The organism is Cardiobacterium sp. Marseille-Q4385 (genome assembly GCF_916618745.1).
Lineage (GTDB): Bacteria > Pseudomonadota > Gammaproteobacteria > Cardiobacteriales > Cardiobacteriaceae > Cardiobacterium.
Genome location: NZ_OU745373.1, coordinates 1059845 through 1077143, shown reverse-complemented (window position 1 = coordinate 1077143; position 17299 = coordinate 1059845). Strand labels below are relative to the sequence as shown.

Here is a 17299-nt window from a genome sequence, read left to right as displayed (position 1 = left end):
TATGCAAAAAATCAAGAGTGCCGACCAGACGTTTCATAACGGCGACGGTCGGCAAGAGTTAGGCACGGTCGTCACCGCCGAATGGCTCAACGCGGTGCAGGGCGAGCTTGTTGCACCGATTGAGGCGGCGGAGATGACGCTTAATGACAATGACAACGGGCAGCTGCTCAAAGCCATCAACAAGATTGTCACCACCGCCGTCGGCGGGGCCAATCAAAACGCCAACGGCAAGGTGAGTAAGGCGGGCGACACGATGACGGGCGCCCTGACCGTTAAGAGCAGTTATCCGGGGCAACGCTTCGCCGCGCTGAAATTACAAAACGAAGGTACGACCACCAATACGGCCGTTGGTGTTGATGTGTGGCTTGGCGATAAACAACGCGGCTGGCTGGGCTATACCGCAGACGGTCAAGGCAGCGATTTCTATGTCGCCAATGCCGACTCGGCCGGCTTGGTCGGCCCCCTTATGCGCGCCAACAACGCGGGGCTTTGGCTACAGCCCTATGGCGGCTGGTTGCACGATTATTTCGCCAAGAAAGACGAAGCACGCTGGACCTGGAACCAGTATCCGAGACACAACAAGGGTGCACAGGTGTTTTACCACGCTGCCAGCGGCTTAAAAATTATCACCATGACCGCAGACGTCATCGTCGGCAACAGCCAGATTTACCTGCCGGAGTCCTTCTCGGGCTTTTTTAACGTCGTCGGTTGCGATTCTGGTGCCGGCAAATTTGCCATCGGAGTATCTCCTTATGGTCGTAACGGCCTGGCCGTCTCCGCACCAGCTGGGTTAATCGCCCATTTCATCTGTATCGGCTATCACAAGTAAGGAGGACACATGCGCCAGTTTCATTTGCGTGATCACTATTTTGCCGATCTCGTCCGCGATGATGCGGGCAACCTCACCACCAGCGGCGACGGCTGGGTACGTATTACCTCACAGGCCGGTATTGACGCCATCTGCGCCAGCATTACTAACGGTGGCGAGGTATGGCTTAACGACAAGGGGCAACTGTGCGTGAGCGGTCCCGCGCCCGCACCCGGCATGGTCTTCGACCGGCAAAAGGGCTGGCAGGCGGATGTGCAGGCACAGGCGGCACTCCTCGCGCAAGCCAAAGAGAACAAGCTGCACGCCATCGCCACCGCCGCGCAGGACTTTATCAGCACAGCGGCGGGGCTTACGGGCATTCCCGCCTTTGAGCAGGAGAGCTGGGCGCAACAGGCGCGTGAGGCCGAGGCCTGGGCGGCGGATAACAACGCGGAGACGCCGCTCCTCGCTGGGATTGCTGCCGCGCGTGGTGTGCCGCTCGATTTACTGCGGCAAAAAGCCCTCAGCAAGAGCCGCGCCTATACCACTCTGACCGCCGCTATTGCCGGACAACGGCAGGCGCTGGAGGATGAAGTGGCGGCCTGTGCCGATGTGGCGGCAGTGGAGGCGGTCAAGGTGCAATTTACCTTGCCGGAGGTCACGTGAGTACCGTTACCGCTTATCTCGCCTGCTATAAGTACCGGCCGCCGCGTGATGCCGCGTGGCGGGTGCGCTGGCGCTACGCCAGCGACTGGCTCATCCGCGCATTTACGCGCAGCCCCTACTCGCACTGCGAGATTGCCGTGCCGGTCAGAGGACTATCGGGGGTGTTCGAGTGTTACAGCAGCTTTGCTGCCGACGGTGGCGTGCGCTGCAAGCAGATGGTGTTGGACGGCGAGCATTGGGATCTGTTGCCGCTCACGCTGGATTATGGACGGCTGCTGACGCTGTTTCGTGAGACGGAGGGACGGCGTTATGACTACATCGGCATCCTGCGCTTCATCCTGCCTTTTCTCCCGCCCGCGCACTCGCGCTGGTATTGCTCGGAGTGGTGCGCTGCCGCTCTCGGTTACGACGGCAAACGCCAATGGACGCCCGGCCAGCTGGCCGAGGCGGTTAAACATCACTGACAAAGACAGCGACGCGCGCCGTGCGCTAACACAGCGCGCGCCGACCCGCAGATGGTCCCTGCAAGTCAAAGCTGCCACCTTCGCGAAGGCGGCGGAATCTTATCAAAGGAACCGTTATGCACAAATACACGACGCAACACCGCTGTTGTGTCTGTCACAAGCTGCTCGCGCAAAGCCACAACCTGCGCGGCCGGCTCGAAATCAAATGCCCGCGCTGCAAGCGTGTGGCGGTCTTTAACAATCAAGAATGCCGCGAGCATCTACACGGAGATGCTTATGCAATACGGCAAAAACGGCTATAAATACCGGCCACAATACGGCGTCATCGTCCGCTGCAAGGACGAGGCACATCAACAGGCGCTGTACAAACAGCTCACTGCGCTGGGCCTCAAGGTCAAGGTGGTGTGTGTATGAGGGTCAGCATCCATCACCGCTGCGCCGACTTCAACTCCTACCGCGCGGCGCGGGTTAAATCGCTCTTTAACGTGGACAGCGGCGCGGACGTTTACATTGACGCCGACCTGCCGCTTGATGCGCGGCCGTGGCAAATCGGCGTCATCGTCGGGCCTTCCGGCACTGGCAAAACCAGCATCGGCAGACGCCTGGGCGCACTCTACGCTCCCGCCTGGCCGCGTGACCGTCCCATTGTTGACGCTATCGCACCGGACGGCAGCTTTGATGACGTCACAGCGGCGCTGGCCTCCGTTGGTTTGGGTACGGTGCCCGCGTGGCTACGACCTTACGCCGCGCTCTCCAATGGGGAACAATTCCGCGCCAACCTCGCCCGCGTCATCTGCGAGGCACCACCACTGGTGGTAATTGACGAGTTTTCCTCAGTCGTGGACCGGCAAATCGCGCAAATTGGCGCCGGTGCCTTTGTCAAGAGCTGGCGCCGCCTGCCCGCACGACCACAAGCGGTGCTGCTATCCTGCCACTACGACATCCTCGACTGGCTTACGCCTGATTGGGTATTCGACACCGCCAGCGGCACCTATCAATGGGGGTGGCCCAGGCGACGCCCCACAATCGACCTGGAAATATACCAATGCCGCCAAGCCGACTGGGCCCTGTTTGCGGCGCATCACTATCTAGACCTGCCACCGATGATAGCGGCCACTCACTACATGGGGCTGGTGGGCGGCCAGCCCGTGGCGCACATCGCCTTTTCCACCCGACCGGGGATGACCGAGGCCCGCGCTTGCCGCTTGGTTGTGATGCCGGAGTGGCAGGGCGCCGGTGTGGGGATGCGCTTCCTCAATGGCTGCTGCGCGCTGTGGCTGGCCGGACAAAATCGCTACAGCTTGCCGCTGCGCACGCTTTTCCACACCAGTCATCCCGGCCTTGCCGCCGCGTTGCGCCGTGACGCGCGCTGGACGCAAGTCTCCGGCACGCTTTACGGCAGCAACAAGGGCCGGTCACGCGATACCCTGCGCAAATCGGGCGCAGGGTCGGGCTTCGGCGGGCATTTCCGTGCGGTGCAGGGCTTTCGCTACTTGGGCGAGGAGGACGCATGCACGTCGTGATCGTCGGGCAAAAATGGCTGGCGGCGGCGGTATTGCAGGCGTGTCACGCCAAGCACTACACCATCTCGGCGGTCGCAACAGGCGGGGATGACACCTTCCGCCGCGCAGCTCACGCTGCCGGAGTGTTGCACGGCGAGACTGTCACCCAGATCCCCGCTTGCGATCTGATAGTGGCGGCCCACCTGCATGACTACCTGCCCGCCGCTATCCGCGCGCGGGCGCGACATGGCGTGCTGGCCTATCACCCGTCGCTGCTACCGCGTCACCGTGGCCGCGATGCGGTGCGCTGGGCCATCCACATGCGTGAGGCCGTCACGGGCGGCACGGTATATTTGATGGATGACGGCACCGACACCGGTGACATCGTAGCGCAGGACTGGTGCCACATTCGCCCGGATGACACCCCGGAGAGCCTGTGGCGACGCGAGCTGGCACCGATGGGAGTGAGGCTGATAATGGCGGCGCTGGACACCCTGCACACCGACGGCGCGCTCCCTCACCGCGCTCAGGACGACGCCCTCGCCACCTTCGAACCCGCCTTCCCCCGACACAAAATTGCTGACGCCAGAGGGGTAAATAGGGGGTCAAAATTAAGGGGGATTTAGCGGCGTTTAAATCTGCATTTTATGCACATCTAAATAACGGAGGAGTTGGCTGGGTATGCACAAATAAAGCCGGTTTTATGCACATTAAAAAAGCGCCGTACAAACGGCGTTGCGTCGCCTTGCCGTACTACCTGTACTGTCTGCGGCGACGCGCCTTGTTACGCTTTTTTATCTATTCAACTATATGCCTCCACTCCCTGCGGGTCATCCTGCTGCAAGCCGTCCAGAATCGCGCAGGCGGGTGTGTCGTTACCGTGGCAGGCATCATGCCAGCGCTGTAATTCCGCCACCATCGCCTGCAAGTCGCCGATTTGTGCGCGCAGGGTGGCAATGTGTGCGGCGGTGAGCGCTTTCACTTCGCCGGCGTGGCGGGCGGGGTTTTCCTGCAAACGCAGCAGGGTGGCGATTTGTTGCAGGGAGAAGCCGACGGCACGCGCGTGGCGGATGAAGTGCAAGCGGGCAAGGTCGGCGCTGTCGTAACTGCGGTAGCCAGCGGCGCTGCGCGTGGCGGGCGCGAGCAGGCCGCGTTTTTCGTAATCGCGGATTTGTTTGGCGGATAGACCGGTGTGGCGGGCGGCGGCGCTGATGTGCATGGGGGTTGACCTTGTCTGCGGGTAAAGGTTTATAGTGCCGCCCGACGCGGGGGCATGCAAGCGCGCGTCATTTTTTCTGTTTGTTTTTCAAGAGGTTTTTATGCAACACATTACTTTGAATATCGACGGCATGACCTGCAACGGCTGCGTCGCCAGCGTCACCAAAATCCTGCAAGGTGTGGACGGCGTGGCCAGTGCCACCGTCAGCCTCGCTGATAAGTGCGCCGAGGTGGCGTTTGATGCGACGAAGACCAGCGTTGATGTGCTGATTACCGCCGTGGAAGACGGCGGTTATGACGCTTCCCTATAAAGAAAAGAGACGCCCCGCCGTCCGGCGGGGTTTTTTCTGCTTGACCCTGACCCTGCGTCAAGCCTCAAGATGCGCCTAACCATTCACAGAGGAACATTCCATGCAACAAAAAATCCGCTTCCAGATTGAGGGTATGACCTGTCAGGCCTGCGCTTCGCGCATTGAGAAGGTGCTGAATAAGAAAGACTTTGTCGAATCGGCGGGGGTGAACTTCGCCAGTGAAGAGGCGCAGGTCACGTTTGACGACAGTAAAACCAGCATCGCTGACATCATCGCCATCATCCAGAAGACCGGCTACGGCGCACAGGAAAAAACGGAAGAGTTACCCCAGGCCGCACCAGAAACGCATATCGGCTGGCGGCTGTGGCTGCTCTTTGCCATCAACATCCCCTTCCTTATCGGCATGGCGGGGATGTTGCTCGGGCGGCATGACTGGATGATTCCGCCGTATGTGCAGTTTGCACTCGCCAGCATCGTGCAACTGTGGCTCGCGGTGCCGTTCTACCGTAGCGCCTGGGCCAGCATCAAGGGCGGGCTGGCCAATATGGACGTACTGGTCAGCATCGGTACCGTCGCTACCTACGCCTATTCCACCGCCATGCTCTTCTTTGCCCCGCACGGCGAACATGACCTCGCACACGGCGGACAAATCTACTTCGAGGCAGGGGTGATGGTTATCGGCTTTGTCTCGCTCGGCAAATACCTCGAACACCGCGCCAAAAAAAATAGCCTGAACAGCCTCAGTCTCTTGCTCAAACTCACCCCGCCGCAAGTCATGGTCGAGCGCGATGGCCACTGGCAAACCCTGTCGCTGGATCAAGTGCAAATCGGCGACCACATCCGCGCCAATCATGGTGAGCGTATCGCTGCCGATGGTACCGTTGAGAGTGGCAGCGGCTGGGCGGATGAAAGCCACCTCACCGGCGAATCGCGTCCTGAAGCCAAAGAAGCGGGTAGCCGCGTCCTTGCCGGAGCGCTGATGAGCGATGGCAGTATTACCTACCGCGCCGAACAGCTCGGCAGCCACACCCTGCTCGGTGACATGATGAACGCCCTGTCCGAGGCTCAGGGCAGCAAAGCGCCGATTGCGCGCCTCGCCGACAAAACCGCTGCCATCTTCGTGCCGGCCGTCGTTGCCATCGCCGTCGCCACCTTCATCCTCACCGGCTTCATTAAAAGCGACTGGACGCGCGCATTGATGCACGCCGTTGCCGTGCTTGTCATCGCTTGCCCCTGCGCCCTCGGTCTCGCCACCCCCGCCGCCATCATGGTCGGCATGGGCAAAGCAGTACAGCGCGGTATCCGCTACAAAGACGCCGCTGCGATGGAAGAAGCCGCGCACGTCAATACCGTCGTCCTCGACAAAACGGGCACCCTGACCGAAGGGAAACCCAGTATTGTGGCCACCTACACGCCTGCTGGCGACGAAGACAATCTCTATCGCCTCGCTGCTGCTGTTGAACGACATGCCGCGCACCCGCTCGCCCGTGCCATCGTGCAAGCGGCACAAACGCGCGGCCTCGACTTGCCGGAAACCTACAACGCTAAAACTGATGCTGGTGCAGGCATTCATGCAGAGATCGTGGGCGTTGGCAGCGTCAAAGTCGGCAAACTTGACTACTGTGGCCTGCAACTGCCCGCCGACCTTGATCCCATCTGGCAGACCGCCAGTATCGTCGCTGTTGCCGTGGACGACTGCCCGATCGGTGCCTTTGCCCTTGCCGATACCCCTAAAGCCGATAGCGCCGCCGCCATCGCCCGCCTGCATGCGTACGGCATTGCCACACACATCATGAGCGGGGATGCGCAAAACACTGTTAGTTACATCGCTTCCCAACTCGGCATTACCCAGGCTACTGGCGGCATGAGCCCGCGTGACAAAGCTGCCGCAGTGCAGGCGCTCAAAACTGCTGGAAAGGTAGTCGCAATGGTTGGTGATGGTATCAACGACGCGCCCGCACTTGCCGCCGCCAACGTTAGTTTCGCCATGCAGGGCGGGGCGGATGTCGCCGCGCACACCGCTTCAGCAACCCTGATGCAGCACAGCATCAATCAACTGGTGGATGCGCTGCTCATCAGCCGCGCCACCCTGAAAAACATCAAACAAAACCTGTTCTTTGCCTTCATCTACAACGTGCTGGGTATCCCGCTTGCCGCATTCGGCTACCTCAATCCCATTATCGCTGGTGCGGCGATGGCGCTGAGTTCCATCTCCGTGCTGGGCAATGCGATGCGGCTGAAACGGGCAAAAATTGACGGATGATGCCAATCCCGGTTGTAAGAACGTGTTCATAGTCTTCGTAGCAGGACTCCCAAGAAAGCCAAAACTACCATTTGCAGACTGGTACTCAACTTACGCTCGCAGTTTTTCCAAAGTCGTCTGTTCTTTTCCAACCAGGAAAAGCTGCGCTCTACTACCCATTGCTTCGGCAATACTGCAAAACGGTGCAATTCGTTTCGTTTGACAACCTCTACCTCCGCACCAATCAACGCTTGTACCGACGAAGCAAATGCCTTACCCGTGTAACCACCGTCAGCAAGGATTTTTTGTACCGCCCCAAGATTATCCCGCCCACGTTCCAATGCTAGCAGGCAGCCTTTTCTATCCGTAACATCCGCCGTCGTTACCGCAAGCGCATGCGGCAAACCCTGCGTGTCAACCGCTATATGCCGCTTGATACCGCTAACCTTCTTGCCCGCATCGTAGCCTTTTTCCATGGCGGTATCCGTGTTCTTCACACTCTGCGCATCAATAATCAGGAAAGTGGTTGCTTCATGATGCCCCTGCTTGCGGCGCTCCGCAACTACCTGATTTTTTTAATGCTTCCTCAAGGATGCTGATGCCACTCTCGCGTGGCTCAGTCCATCTCTGGAAGTAGGAATGCACGGTGCGCCATTTGGGGAAATCGCCCGGCAAAGCGCGCCAGGAGCAGCCAGTGCGTTGCAGGTAGAGAATGGCACAAAAGACATCGTACAAGTCCACCTGACGTGGCGCTGTGCGTTTACGGGCACTTTCCAGCAGGGGGAGGAGAGGCGCAAATTGCTCGCGACTGATATCGCTTGGGTAGGTTTTTCTGTTCATGCCGATAGTTTACAGCAGAGGCTGAGACAATGAACACGTTCTAAGGTAGGAAGAAGGCGCGGCGAAGGCAGTACAGCAAGGTAAGCCTATTCTTTGGGATTGGTTGAGGCATACCGGTAGGCGACATTTTTATAGTCAGTTTTCAGTAGAGTAGAACCGATACGATATTGGCTCGTCTTGTTACGCGTTTTTTCTATGAAGTCGCAAAGACACGAGAACAGATAAGTGTAAAGACAAAAAAAATCGCCGCTTTTACAAGCGGCGATGGAGGATGAAAGCGTTGTGGCTCCCCGAGACGGGCTCGAACCGCCGACCCAGTGATTAACAGTCACTTGCTCTACCGACTGAGCTATCGGGGAATAATGAAAATATCTAGAAGGAAAAATGTGGCTCCCCGAGACGGGCTCGAACCGCCGACCCAGTGATTAACAGTCACTTGCTCTACCGACTGAGCTATCGGGGAATACATTTGAGGCGGCGCATTCTAAGCAGCTCGCCCCTTACCGTCAAGCAAGTATTTGACTATTTTCACAATAAGCTATTTTTGTTGGTAAATTTTCAGGAATGCGGCCAATTTGTCTAATGCAGCGCTGAGGTCATCTTTGTATTGCAGGAAGACGATACGGAAGTGATCCGGAGCATGCCAGTTGAAGGCACGACCATGTACCAGCAGGATTTGTTTGCTGCGTAATAAATCGAGGATGAAGCGTTCATCGTTGTGAATGCCAAAGCGCTTGGCATCTATCTTGACGAAACCGTACAGTGCGCCCATTGGCTTGACCATAGACAAACCCGAAATTTCGCTGATCTTTTCATAGGCGAGATCGCGTTGCTCGCGCAAGCGTCCGCCTGGACGGGTAAGATCGTAGATACTCTGGTAGCCGCCCAAGGCGGTTTGGATAGTGTATTGCGCGGGGACATTGGCACAAAGGCGCATGGATGACAGCATTTCCAGCCCTTCAATGTAGCCTTTCGCCATTGCCAGGTTGCCGGACAGTATCATCCAGCCGGAGCGGAAGCCGGCGGCGCGATAAGCTTTGGACAGGCCGTTGAGGGTGACGCAAAGGGTATTTTCAACGAGAGTAGCGGTCGGCGTGTGTTTGGCGTCTTCGTAAAGGATTTTGTCGTAGATTTCATCAGCAAAAACAACCAAGCCATGCTCTTCAGCAATTGTCACGATTTCGCGCAGGATTTCCGGGCTGTACACAGCTCCTGTCGGGTTATTCGGGTTGATGATGACGATGGCTTTGGTATTGGCATTTACTTTAGCGCGAATGTCGTCCACGGCAGGATTCCAGCCGTTTTCTTCGTCACACAGGTAATGCACAGCCCGTCCACCAGCAAGATTGACCGCCGCTGTCCACAGCGGGTAATCGGGCATCGGTATCAGAACTTCGTCGCCACTGTCCAGCAATGCTTGCATGGCCATTACGATAAGCTCGGATACGCCGTTACCCAAGATGATGTCATCTACCGTCACACCTTTGATGCCAAGTCGTTGAGTCTCGTGCATGATGGCTTTGCGTGCGGCAAAAACGCCTTTGGATTCGCTGTATCCCTGCGCCTTGGCAAGGTTAGCAATCAAGTCTTCACGCACTTCATCGGGAGCATTAAAGCCGAACGGGGCGGGATTGCCGATGTTGAGTTTGATGATGTCGTAGCCTTGTCGCTCCATCCGCATCGCTTCCGCCAGAACGGGGCCGCGAATGTCGTAACAAACATTGTCCAGCTTGTGCGATTTGCCGATTTTGCGCATGGTTTCTCCGAAAATGATGAAAAGACGTGGACTGCTTTGGAAGCGGGCAATATACGCTTCCGCATAATTTTCGGCAATGTGGCTCGAAATAGAGAAAATGGGCAATAAAAAACACGCTGATGCGTGCTTCGTGGATAACCGTTTGGCATCCCCAAGGGGATTCGAACCCCTGTTACCGCCGTGAAAGGGCGATGTCCTAGGCCTCTAGACGATGGGGACAAAATGTGATGGAAACTACTTGGTTTGAGGGTTCCCGAAATAACGTGATGCCGAATTGGCATCCCCAAGGGGATTCGAACCCCTGTTACCGCCGTGAAAGGGCGATGTCCTAGGCCTCTAGACGATGGGGACATTTGGTGGAGCTAAGCGGGATCGAACCGCTGACCTCCTGCATGCCATGCAGGCGCTCTCCCAGCTGAGCTATAGCCCCGTATTCGGGAAGGCGGGCATTCTAGCAGAAAACGCGCCTTCGTCAATGGTTCGTTTTTAACTTGCCGGATATTTTCTATTTATCCATGATTTTGCTGGATATATTCCGCTGCAAATTGCAGACGGCGCAGGATTTCTGCTTTATCAAGCAACGACAGCGTGACGGCCAAATCAGGAGATGGTGCGCCGCCGGTAATAGCGAGACGTGCAGGTTGTCCGACTTTGCCAAAGCCGACACCGTTGGCTTCCACGCAAGCGGCAACCGCATCATGCAAGGTTTCCTCGTTCACTACCGTCAATGTCTCAATGCGCGACTGCAAATCCTGCAACAAACGCACGGTATCTGCGCCCTTGAACGCCTTTTTCGCCGCATCCGGCGGGAACGATTGCGGTGCCTGGAACAGCCAGGCCATGTTTTCTGCCATTTCCTTCAATGTCTTGGCACGTTCCTGATAGTGCGGGATAGCGCCTAGCACAACCGCTTCATCCGGCGCAATCCCCAGCGGGGCAAAATGCGGCAACAACTGCGGCAGTAAATCGGCAGGCGTAGCTTCCTTCATATAATGCTGGTTCAGCCAGCGCAGCTTTTCTGTATTAAAAGTGGACGCCGCACTATGCACGTCCTCAATACGGAAAAACTGCAACATCTCGTCCATGCTGAAAATTTCCTGATCGCCATGTGCCCAACCGAGGCGGACCAGATAATTCAAAATGGCCGGCGGCAAATAGCCTTCGCGACGATAATCCAGCACATTTGTCGCACCGTGTCGCTTGGACAAACGCTTGCCATCGTCGCCTAAAATCATCGGCACATGGGCAAAATCCGGCACGTCATAACCCAGCGCGCGGTACAAATTAATCTGCTTCGGCGTATTGCTGACATGGTCCTCACCGCGAATTACCAGCGAGACTTTCGCTGCCGCATCATCAACCACCACGCAGAAATTGTACGTCGGCGCACCATCCGAGCGGCGGATAACCCAGTCATCGAGTTCGCTGTTATTGACCGTCACCACGCCGCGCACCTTGTCATGCCAGGTTACGCTGCCTTCCAGCGGGTTTTTGAAGCGCACCGCCGGCGTTACTCCCGGCACCGGCTCGCCGCCATCACGGTATTTGCCGTTATAACGCTGCGGTAGACCCAGCCGCTTCTGTTCCTCGCGCATCGCATCCAGCTCCTCCGGAGAACACCAGCAGTAATACGCCTGCCCGCGCGCAATCATCTCGTCAATAATCGCGTTGTACGCGTCAAAGCGCTGGCTCTGATAGACAATCTCGCCATCATGATGCAGACCGAGCCAGTTCAGCCCGTCGAGAATCACCTGCGTGGACGCCTCGGTTGAACGCTCGCGGTCCGTATCCTCAATGCGCAAGCGGAACGTCCCCTGATGCTGCCGGGCGTGTAGCCAACAATACAAAGCCGTGCGCACCCCGCCGATATGCAAATCACCAGTCGGACTGGGGGCAAAACGCGTAACAACCATAAAAACCTCACAAAAAAACAAAAAACGGGCGCCATTGTAGCGCACCCCGCCTAAGGCGGATTCATGCATAATACCGCGCTTCAAACCAACCGGAGCCCATCATGACCCCCAGCGACATCCTCGAACTCATCCGCGACGAAAAAATCAAATACCTCGACCTGCGCATCACCGATAGCAAGGGCAAAGAACACCACGTCACCTATCCCGCCGACATTGACGAAGACTTCTTCGAAGAAGGCAAAATGTTCGACGGCTCCTCCTTCCCCGGTTGGAAAGGCATCCACGACAGCGACATGATCCTCATGCCCGACCCGGCGACCGCCTACATTGACCCCTTCTACGCCGAAAAAACCCTGAACATTACCTGCGACATCATCGAGCCGGACACCATGCAGGGCTATGCCCGCGACCCGCGATCCCTCGCCCGTCGCGCCGAGGCCTACCTCAAATCCACCGGCCTGGCCGACACCGCCTACTTCGGCCCCGAAAACGAATTCTTCGTCTTCGACGAAATGAAATACCAAACCAGCATGCACAAAGTCATGTTCGAGATCGTCAGCGAAGAAGGCATCTGGAACAGCGCTGCCGACCTGCCGAACGGCAACAGCGGCCACCGTCCGAACATCAAAGGCGGCTACTTCCCTGTCGCGCCGGTGGATTCCCTGCACGACCTGCGCGCCGAAATGTGCGAATTGCTGACCCAAGTCGGCCAGGGCGTCGAAGTCCAGCACCACGAAGTCGCGACCGGCCAATGCGAAATCGGTATGCGCTACAACACCCTGGTGCGCAAAGCCGACGAAGTCCAGCAGCTCAAATACATCATCCATAACGTCGCCTACGCCGCCGGCAAAACCGCGACCTTCATGCCCAAACCGCTGGTTGGCGACAACGGCTCCGGTATGCACGTCCACATCTCGCTCTACAAAGACGGCAAAAACCTCTTCAGTGGCGATAGCTACGGCGGCCTCACCGACATGGCGCTCTACTTCATCGGCGGCGTCATCAAACACGCGCGCGCCCTGAACGCCTTTACCAACCCTTCCACCAACAGCTACAAACGCCTCGTGCCGCACTTCGAAGCGCCGATCATGCTCGCCTACTCCGCGCGCAACCGCTCGGCTTCCATCCGCATCCCCTACATCACCAATCCGAAAGCGCGGCGCATCGAAATCCGCTTCCCGGATTCCACCGCGAACCCCTACCTCGCCTTCGCTGCGCTGCTGATGGCGGGTCTTGATGGCATCAAAAACAAACTGCATCCGGGTGAGGCGATGGACAAAGACCTCTACGACCTGCCGCCGGAAGAAGCGGACAACATCCCGCAAGTTGCCTTCTCGCTGGAAGAAGCGTTGGACGCGCTCGAAGCGGACAATGCCTTCCTCAAACAGGGCGACGTCTTCAACGACGACCTGCTGCGCAGCTACATAGACATCAAACGCCAGGAAGTCGAACGGATGCGCCTGCAAGTGCACCCGCTCGAATTTGAGCTCTATTACAGCTGCTGATTCTACCGCCTGCCACCCGTTGCTGGGCGGCAGGCGGCAAACCTGATTCGCCGCTCACGAGAGCATTGCAGGCGGAAAAGACCGTTCAAGCGGCGATATAGCGAACGGCAGAGATTTTTTGGGGAAGTGGTTAACCACTCCTGCCAAGCGTTCTATAATCCGCCCGACGCCCCGCTTGGGGCGTATCCCCATCTCTTAATCAGGAGAAGCACATGAATCCGAACTACCGTTACCTGCTTGCTGCCGCCCTGCTCGGCGGCGGTGCTGCTGCCTGGGCCGCGCACACCCCGGTGATCAGCCCGAATTACGGCATGAGCCAATACGACGTGGTGAAGCGCAGCGAAGCCGTCGCGCTGGATGGCAAAATCAATGAAGACATCTGGGCGCAAATTCCCGCCCTGGCCGGCAGTTTCCACTATCCCTGGGCGGAAAAAGAAGCTCCAGCAACCATCTTCAAGGCTTTCAGCGATGGCGAGAACTTCTATTTCAGCTTTGTCGTCAGCGACAAGCAGGTGCTCACCAGCGAGCATTGGAGCGATGAAAGCACCGTGGACGGCGAAGACCGGGTCGAACTCTTCTTTGCAGGTGAACCAATTGACCGTCCGGGCGAAGCAGGCATGAGCCGCTACTACGCCATTGAAGTCGATTCCCAGGGGCGGGTGCACGACTATGCCATCGACTATTACCGCAAGTTCGACAGCAGCTGGAACCTGCCGGGGCTGGAAAGCAAGGCTGAACTGACGGCAAACGGTTACAGCGTCGAAGGCAAAATCCCGCTGAAAACCCTGCAAGACCTGAAACTGCTGCGCGACGGCCAGATGCGCACCGGCGTTTTCCGCGCCGAATTCTCGCCCAGCGGTGGTGAAGAACCGGTGATGGAGTGGATCTCGTGGGTTAACCCGAACACGCCACAGCCGGATTTCCATGTGGATAGTGCATTCGGCATCTTCCGCTTCCTGCCGTAACGGCGGACGGACAACAAAAAACGGGCGTAAAGCCCGTTTTTTTATGCAGCCGTACCGCTTAGTTGTTCACTTTCGGCGCCGGTTGGCCTTTGTCCTTATCGAGGCCGGTGTATTTGAATTCGTAGGACACGTCGAATGGTTTCCACCATTTGCCCACGCCGGTTTCTTCGTCAGTGTGGCGGTGCATGCCGGCCTTCGGCGGCGGCTCAATGTGGTAGGTCACTTTGTAGTTGCCCACGCCGAGCATTTTGATGTTTTGGCCGTAGTGCGGGCCGTCGCTGGCAACCATCGGCATGAAGGTGCCTTCTTGTTTTTCTTTGGTGTCGAGGTTTTCCAGGGTGTAGGTGATGGTCAGGTACGGCATCCATTCGCCTTCGCCAAAGCCGTTTTTGTTGCCTTTGGTGGCGTGGATGTCCGCTTCAAGGTGCACGTCGGCTTCGGCTGCCGAGAGGCCCATGCCGCGCGGCTCCATGTCGATCGGTTGCAGATACACGGCGGCGATTTCCATCTCGTTGATGGTTTGCGGTTCGCCTGCCGGGTATTCGGTGAAGGCGTAGGCGCCGGTGGCGGTCAGCAGCATGGCAGTAGCCAGTGCGGTTTTTTTGATGCTCATGGATACCTCCTGAAGGTTTACGAGCGGTTGGAAGATGCTTTAGGTTTGCGGATGAACAGCACCCACAGCGCAAAGAGCGCCGCGAGTAACAACACGATTTGCGGCAAGAGGGTTTCCCAGTAGGGGGCGATGCCGAGCCAGTTAGTCATCCAAGCGGGAATGGCGGTGCCGTCGCCGATTAGGGTCGGGGTGAAGGCTTTGCCCTCGATGAGTTCCGCGACACCTTTGCCGGCGAAGATGAAGGCCATCAGGTACATGAAAATGCCGGTGAACATGAAGAAGGGTTTGAGCGGCAGACGCACCACGCTGTAGCGCATGATGAGGTAGATAATAGCGAGGATGACGACGCCAACCGCGAAGCCGCCTGCCAGGTAGCCGTAATCCAGCGCGGTTTTCGCTTCGGCGGCAAGGGCGAAGTAGAAAAGGACGGTTTCCGCGCCTTCGCGATAGACAGCGAGGAAGCTGGTCAGCCACAGACCGATAAGCGAGCCCTGGCTGAGCGAGGTGCCGATTTTCTTTTCGAGATAGGCTTTCCAGTGCTGTGCCTCGACTTTCGAGAGCAGCCAGTAGCTCATGCCGAAGAGCATAACGGTGGCGATTAGCATGGTGACGCCTTCGAGGATTTCCCGCCCGGCAGCGGCGTTCGCGAGCAGCCATTTGAAGAGCAGGGCGGTCACAACGCTGGCGGCAAGTGCCCACCACACCGAGCCGGTGATGATTTTCTGCTTGTCGCTGTGGCCGCTCTTGTGGATGTAGGCGATGACGGCGGCGACGATGAGCAGCGCTTCCAACCCTTCGCGCAGGATGATGGTGAGGCTGGCGAGGAAGAGGGCGACACCGGTGGTGCTGCCACCGAGCATATCCATCGCCTTGTCCATGTTGACGGAGAAGGCGGTGATTTCGGCCTGGATGGCGGCTTCGTCCTTGCCGGCGTTCATCAAGCCGACGAGTTTGGTGAAGTGGCCTTCCAGTTCCGTTTTGAAGGCGGTATCGCGGGCGCCGATGGCGTTTTCCATGCCGCTCGCCTCAAAAATATCGAAGTAGGCATCCTGCACCTGGCTGACCGCTTTTTTCGCATCCCCCGCCTGATAGGTCGCCTTCGCCCCGCCCAAAGCGGTGAAGAGCTCACCGCGTACCGCTGTCCAGTCCTTGCCGCTGTCGGCGGTGGCGGCAGCATCATCCGCCGCCACGGCAACGACCGGCGCAGGGACGCCTTGCAGCGCTTCCTGCACATCGTCCAGCAACGTGGTCACGCTGTAACCGAAGCTGCTGATGGTGTCGTCCGATTCCGCCTGCTTCATGAGTGCGGCGAATTTGCGGTTGATGACTTCCGCTGCACGCGCCGATTTCTGGATGCGGATGGTGGTTTCCATGTCGCTGTTCTTGAAGCCGTCGTACTGTGCCTGCTGCACGCGCGCCTTCGCTTCGGCGGGATTTTTCTTCTCAAAAGCGCTGACGGCGGCGGCAAGATGGTCATCCATCGCTTGATACGCTGCTGCCCAGCCGGGGTCAATGCCTTCCAGTGCGCTGTGCGCGCCGTGCGCCACCAGCTTGTGCCCGCTTTCCAGCGTCGGCACCACTGCGCGCACCTCGTCACGCAGCGCCTGCAAGCGGGCGGCGACGGCGTCTTTCGGCTCACCCTGGCTGATCATGCGGCGGATGGCACCAAATTCCGCTTCCATCTCGGCGCTTTTCTTCGCAGAAATATTGATGCGGATTGGCCCTTCCAGATTCTCGAAGACCTCAAAATAGGCCATCTGTACCTTTTCCTTGGCCTCATCAACCTTGTCCGCCTGATAGAGTTCGTTGGTAGCATCCAGCCGTGCGGCGATGTCCTCGGCAAAAGCACGATAATCTTGGGCAAAGACAGGCAGACAGCAAAGAAAAAGCAAGGCAGCGACAAGGCGGCGGATGGTGCTCATTGGGATTCTACTCCGTAAATAAGAACCGATATTGTGACAATAAGCACGGCCATGCGCAATTTCAACTTAGTTACCCGACTGTATTTACAGGAGAAATAGCATACGGTACATGTGTGGCTGATAAATGTAAATACCAGAAATTCGCATTTAGTCGTATAGTCAGGCCTTCATTCACAACCGGAGCCATCCCATGAAAAAAGTCCTGATCGCCACTGCCTTTGTCGCTCTCGCCCTGCCGGGGTTTGCCGCTGAACCCGCTGGCAAGGTGCTTGCCGATGAAGGTAAAGTCTTTGCAAACCATCACGGCACAGTGGTGCGCAAGGCGCTGAAAAAAGGCGAGAAAATCGACAAACACAACCACGAAGGTGAAGACATCATCTTTAACGTCATGCAGGGCGCGATCAAAATCACCCTGAACGACAGTGAAGAGCATGAGCTGAAAGCGAGCGATACCCTCGTCTTTAACGGCAAAAACTTCATCGCCGGCGAAGCAGTTGATGACACGCTGGTCGTCATCACCCTCATCAAAGAATGAACCCGGCAAACACCACTGAAGAGAGATAAAAAAAGCGGG

General features: G+C 57.6%; 18 protein-coding genes and 5 tRNA genes. 12 read left to right on the top strand and 11 right to left on the bottom strand.

Features of this window, described 5'->3' with window-relative positions; translation table 11 throughout:
* Position 1: 1 nt before the first annotated feature.
* The 7 genes from LG374_RS05175 to LG374_RS05145 all read left to right on the top strand — a co-directional run bounded on the left by LG374_RS05175 (position 2) and on the right by LG374_RS05145 (position 4066).
* Positions 2 to 829: a hypothetical protein gene (locus tag LG374_RS05175; RefSeq protein WP_225756688.1), complete on the top strand. Its 828-nt coding sequence runs from the start codon at positions 2 to 4 to the stop codon at positions 827 to 829.
* 9 nt (positions 830 to 838) lie between these two features.
* Entirely contained in the window at positions 839 to 1474 is a 636-nt protein-coding gene (locus tag LG374_RS05170) for a hypothetical protein (protein WP_225756687.1), read from the top strand.
* Positions 1471 to 1938: a hypothetical protein gene (locus tag LG374_RS05165; protein WP_225756686.1), complete on the top strand. Its 468-nt coding sequence runs from the start codon at positions 1471 to 1473 to the stop codon at positions 1936 to 1938. The genes LG374_RS05170 and LG374_RS05165 overlap by 4 nt, the downstream gene beginning before the upstream one ends.
* A 116-nt stretch (positions 1939 to 2054) precedes the next feature.
* The gene (locus LG374_RS12510) at positions 2055 to 2240 is read left to right on the top strand and encodes a hypothetical protein (protein ID WP_006984815.1); all 186 of its coding nucleotides are present in this window, start codon (positions 2055 to 2057) and stop codon (positions 2238 to 2240) included.
* On the top strand, positions 2215 to 2352 hold the full coding sequence (locus LG374_RS05155) for a hypothetical protein (protein ID WP_172542378.1): 138 nt from the start codon (positions 2215 to 2217) through the stop codon (positions 2350 to 2352). The genes LG374_RS12510 and LG374_RS05155 overlap by 26 nt, the downstream gene beginning before the upstream one ends.
* Positions 2349 to 3461: an ABC transporter ATP-binding protein gene (locus tag LG374_RS05150; protein ID WP_225756685.1), complete on the top strand. Its 1113-nt coding sequence runs from the start codon at positions 2349 to 2351 to the stop codon at positions 3459 to 3461. The genes LG374_RS05155 and LG374_RS05150 overlap by 4 nt, the downstream gene beginning before the upstream one ends.
* On the top strand, positions 3449 to 4066 hold the full coding sequence (locus tag LG374_RS05145) for a formyltransferase family protein (protein WP_225756684.1): 618 nt from the start codon (positions 3449 to 3451) through the stop codon (positions 4064 to 4066). Before LG374_RS05150 ends, LG374_RS05145 begins: the two co-directional genes overlap by 13 nt.
* Before the next feature lie 176 nt (positions 4067 to 4242).
* Here LG374_RS05145 and LG374_RS05140 read toward each other — a convergent pair whose 3' ends face one another.
* Positions 4243 to 4659 (bottom strand): MerR family DNA-binding protein, encoded by a 417-nt coding sequence (locus tag LG374_RS05140; RefSeq protein WP_225756683.1) that lies wholly within the window; start codon positions 4657 to 4659, stop codon positions 4243 to 4245.
* Positions 4660 to 4759: 100 nt separating this feature from the next.
* Between LG374_RS05140 and LG374_RS05135 the strand changes: the two genes are divergently transcribed.
* Both LG374_RS05135 and LG374_RS05130 read left to right on the top strand, forming a co-directional pair.
* Positions 4760 to 4969: a heavy-metal-associated domain-containing protein gene (locus tag LG374_RS05135; RefSeq protein WP_225756682.1), complete on the top strand. Its 210-nt coding sequence runs from the start codon at positions 4760 to 4762 to the stop codon at positions 4967 to 4969.
* Between the two features lie 100 nt (positions 4970 to 5069).
* Complete coding sequence (locus LG374_RS05130) at positions 5070 to 7232, top strand: cation-translocating P-type ATPase (RefSeq protein WP_225756681.1); 2163 nt, start codon at positions 5070 to 5072, stop codon at positions 7230 to 7232.
* Positions 7233 to 7258: 26 nt separating this feature from the next.
* On the opposite strand, the gene LG374_RS05125 is transcribed toward LG374_RS05130, so the two are convergent.
* The 8 genes from LG374_RS05125 to gltX all read right to left on the bottom strand — a co-directional run bounded on the left by LG374_RS05125 (position 7259) and on the right by gltX (position 11789).
* Positions 7259 to 8051 (bottom strand): IS5 family transposase gene (locus tag LG374_RS05125; RefSeq protein WP_225756680.1). Its coding sequence is split into 2 segments (ribosomal slippage): positions 7259 to 7786 and positions 7788 to 8051, totalling 792 coding nucleotides; the frame shifts between segments, so codons are not numbered across the junction.
* Positions 8052 to 8334: 283 nt separating this feature from the next.
* Positions 8335 to 8410, bottom strand: a tRNA-Asn gene (locus LG374_RS05120).
* Positions 8411 to 8438: 28 nt separating this feature from the next.
* Positions 8439 to 8514: transfer RNA gene (locus LG374_RS05115), tRNA-Asn, on the bottom strand.
* 75 nt (positions 8515 to 8589) lie between these two features.
* Complete coding sequence (locus tag LG374_RS05110; RefSeq protein WP_225756679.1) at positions 8590 to 9807, bottom strand: pyridoxal phosphate-dependent aminotransferase; 1218 nt, start codon at positions 9805 to 9807, stop codon at positions 8590 to 8592.
* Between the two features lie 143 nt (positions 9808 to 9950).
* Positions 9951 to 10026: transfer RNA gene (locus tag LG374_RS05105), tRNA-Glu, on the bottom strand.
* Between the two features lie 56 nt (positions 10027 to 10082).
* Positions 10083 to 10158, bottom strand: a tRNA-Glu gene (locus LG374_RS05100).
* A gap of 3 nt (positions 10159 to 10161) precedes the next feature.
* Positions 10162 to 10237 (bottom strand) — tRNA-Ala (locus tag LG374_RS05095).
* A gap of 79 nt (positions 10238 to 10316) precedes the next feature.
* Positions 10317 to 11789, bottom strand: a complete 1473-nt coding sequence (gene gltX / locus LG374_RS05090) for a glutamate--tRNA ligase (RefSeq protein WP_225756678.1) — start codon at positions 11787 to 11789, stop codon at positions 10317 to 10319.
* A 32-nt stretch (positions 11790 to 11821) separates the two neighbouring features.
* Between gltX and glnA the strand changes: the two genes are divergently transcribed.
* Together glnA and LG374_RS05080 are read left to right on the top strand one after the other, a co-directional pair.
* Positions 11822 to 13225 (top strand): type I glutamate--ammonia ligase, encoded by a 1404-nt coding sequence (gene glnA, locus LG374_RS05085; protein ID WP_225756677.1) that lies wholly within the window; start codon positions 11822 to 11824, stop codon positions 13223 to 13225.
* Positions 13226 to 13437: 212 nt separating this feature from the next.
* Positions 13438 to 14190, top strand: a complete 753-nt coding sequence (locus LG374_RS05080) for a carbohydrate-binding family 9-like protein (RefSeq protein ID WP_225756676.1) — start codon at positions 13438 to 13440, stop codon at positions 14188 to 14190.
* A gap of 58 nt (positions 14191 to 14248) precedes the next feature.
* Here the strand turns inward: LG374_RS05080 and LG374_RS05075 are convergent, their stop codons facing one another.
* Together LG374_RS05075 and LG374_RS05070 are read right to left on the bottom strand one after the other, a co-directional pair.
* Entirely contained in the window at positions 14249 to 14803 is a 555-nt protein-coding gene (locus tag LG374_RS05075; RefSeq protein ID WP_225756675.1) for an iron transporter, read from the bottom strand.
* 17 nt (positions 14804 to 14820) lie between these two features.
* Entirely contained in the window at positions 14821 to 16725 is a 1905-nt protein-coding gene (locus LG374_RS05070; RefSeq protein WP_225756674.1) for an FTR1 family protein, read from the bottom strand.
* A 190-nt stretch (positions 16726 to 16915) separates the two neighbouring features.
* On the opposite strand from LG374_RS05070, the gene LG374_RS05065 reads away from it, so the two are divergent.
* Complete coding sequence (locus LG374_RS05065; RefSeq protein WP_225756673.1) at positions 16916 to 17260, top strand: cupin domain-containing protein; 345 nt, start codon at positions 16916 to 16918, stop codon at positions 17258 to 17260.
* Positions 17261 to 17299 lie beyond the last annotated feature (39 nt).

Coding starts and splice junctions, on each gene's coding strand:
- LG374_RS05175 (WP_225756688.1), top strand. CDS start 2: ATGCAAAAAATCAAGAGTGCCGACCAGACGTTTCATAACGGCGACGGT.
- LG374_RS05170 (WP_225756687.1), top strand. CDS start 839: ATGCGCCAGTTTCATTTGCGTGATCACTATTTTGCCGATCTCGTCCGC.
- LG374_RS12510 (WP_006984815.1), top strand. CDS start 2,055: ATGCACAAATACACGACGCAACACCGCTGTTGTGTCTGTCACAAGCTG.
- LG374_RS05155 (WP_172542378.1), top strand. CDS start 2,215: ATGCAATACGGCAAAAACGGCTATAAATACCGGCCACAATACGGCGTC.
- LG374_RS05150 (WP_225756685.1), top strand. CDS start 2,349: ATGAGGGTCAGCATCCATCACCGCTGCGCCGACTTCAACTCCTACCGC.
- LG374_RS05145 (WP_225756684.1), top strand. CDS start 3,449: ATGCACGTCGTGATCGTCGGGCAAAAATGGCTGGCGGCGGCGGTATTG.
- LG374_RS05140 (WP_225756683.1), bottom strand. CDS start 4,659: ATGCACATCAGCGCCGCCGCCCGCCACACCGGTCTATCCGCCAAACAA.
- LG374_RS05135 (WP_225756682.1), top strand. CDS start 4,760: ATGCAACACATTACTTTGAATATCGACGGCATGACCTGCAACGGCTGC.
- LG374_RS05130 (WP_225756681.1), top strand. CDS start 5,070: ATGCAACAAAAAATCCGCTTCCAGATTGAGGGTATGACCTGTCAGGCC.
- LG374_RS05110 (WP_225756679.1), bottom strand. CDS start 9,807: ATGCGCAAAATCGGCAAATCGCACAAGCTGGACAATGTTTGTTACGAC.
- gltX (WP_225756678.1), bottom strand. CDS start 11,789: ATGCATGAATCCGCCTTAGGCGGGGTGCGCTACAATGGCGCCCGTTTT.
- glnA (WP_225756677.1), top strand. CDS start 11,822: ATGACCCCCAGCGACATCCTCGAACTCATCCGCGACGAAAAAATCAAA.
- LG374_RS05080 (WP_225756676.1), top strand. CDS start 13,438: ATGAATCCGAACTACCGTTACCTGCTTGCTGCCGCCCTGCTCGGCGGC.
- LG374_RS05075 (WP_225756675.1), bottom strand. CDS start 14,803: ATGAGCATCAAAAAAACCGCACTGGCTACTGCCATGCTGCTGACCGCC.
- LG374_RS05070 (WP_225756674.1), bottom strand. CDS start 16,725: ATGAGCACCATCCGCCGCCTTGTCGCTGCCTTGCTTTTTCTTTGCTGT.
- LG374_RS05065 (WP_225756673.1), top strand. CDS start 16,916: ATGAAAAAAGTCCTGATCGCCACTGCCTTTGTCGCTCTCGCCCTGCCG.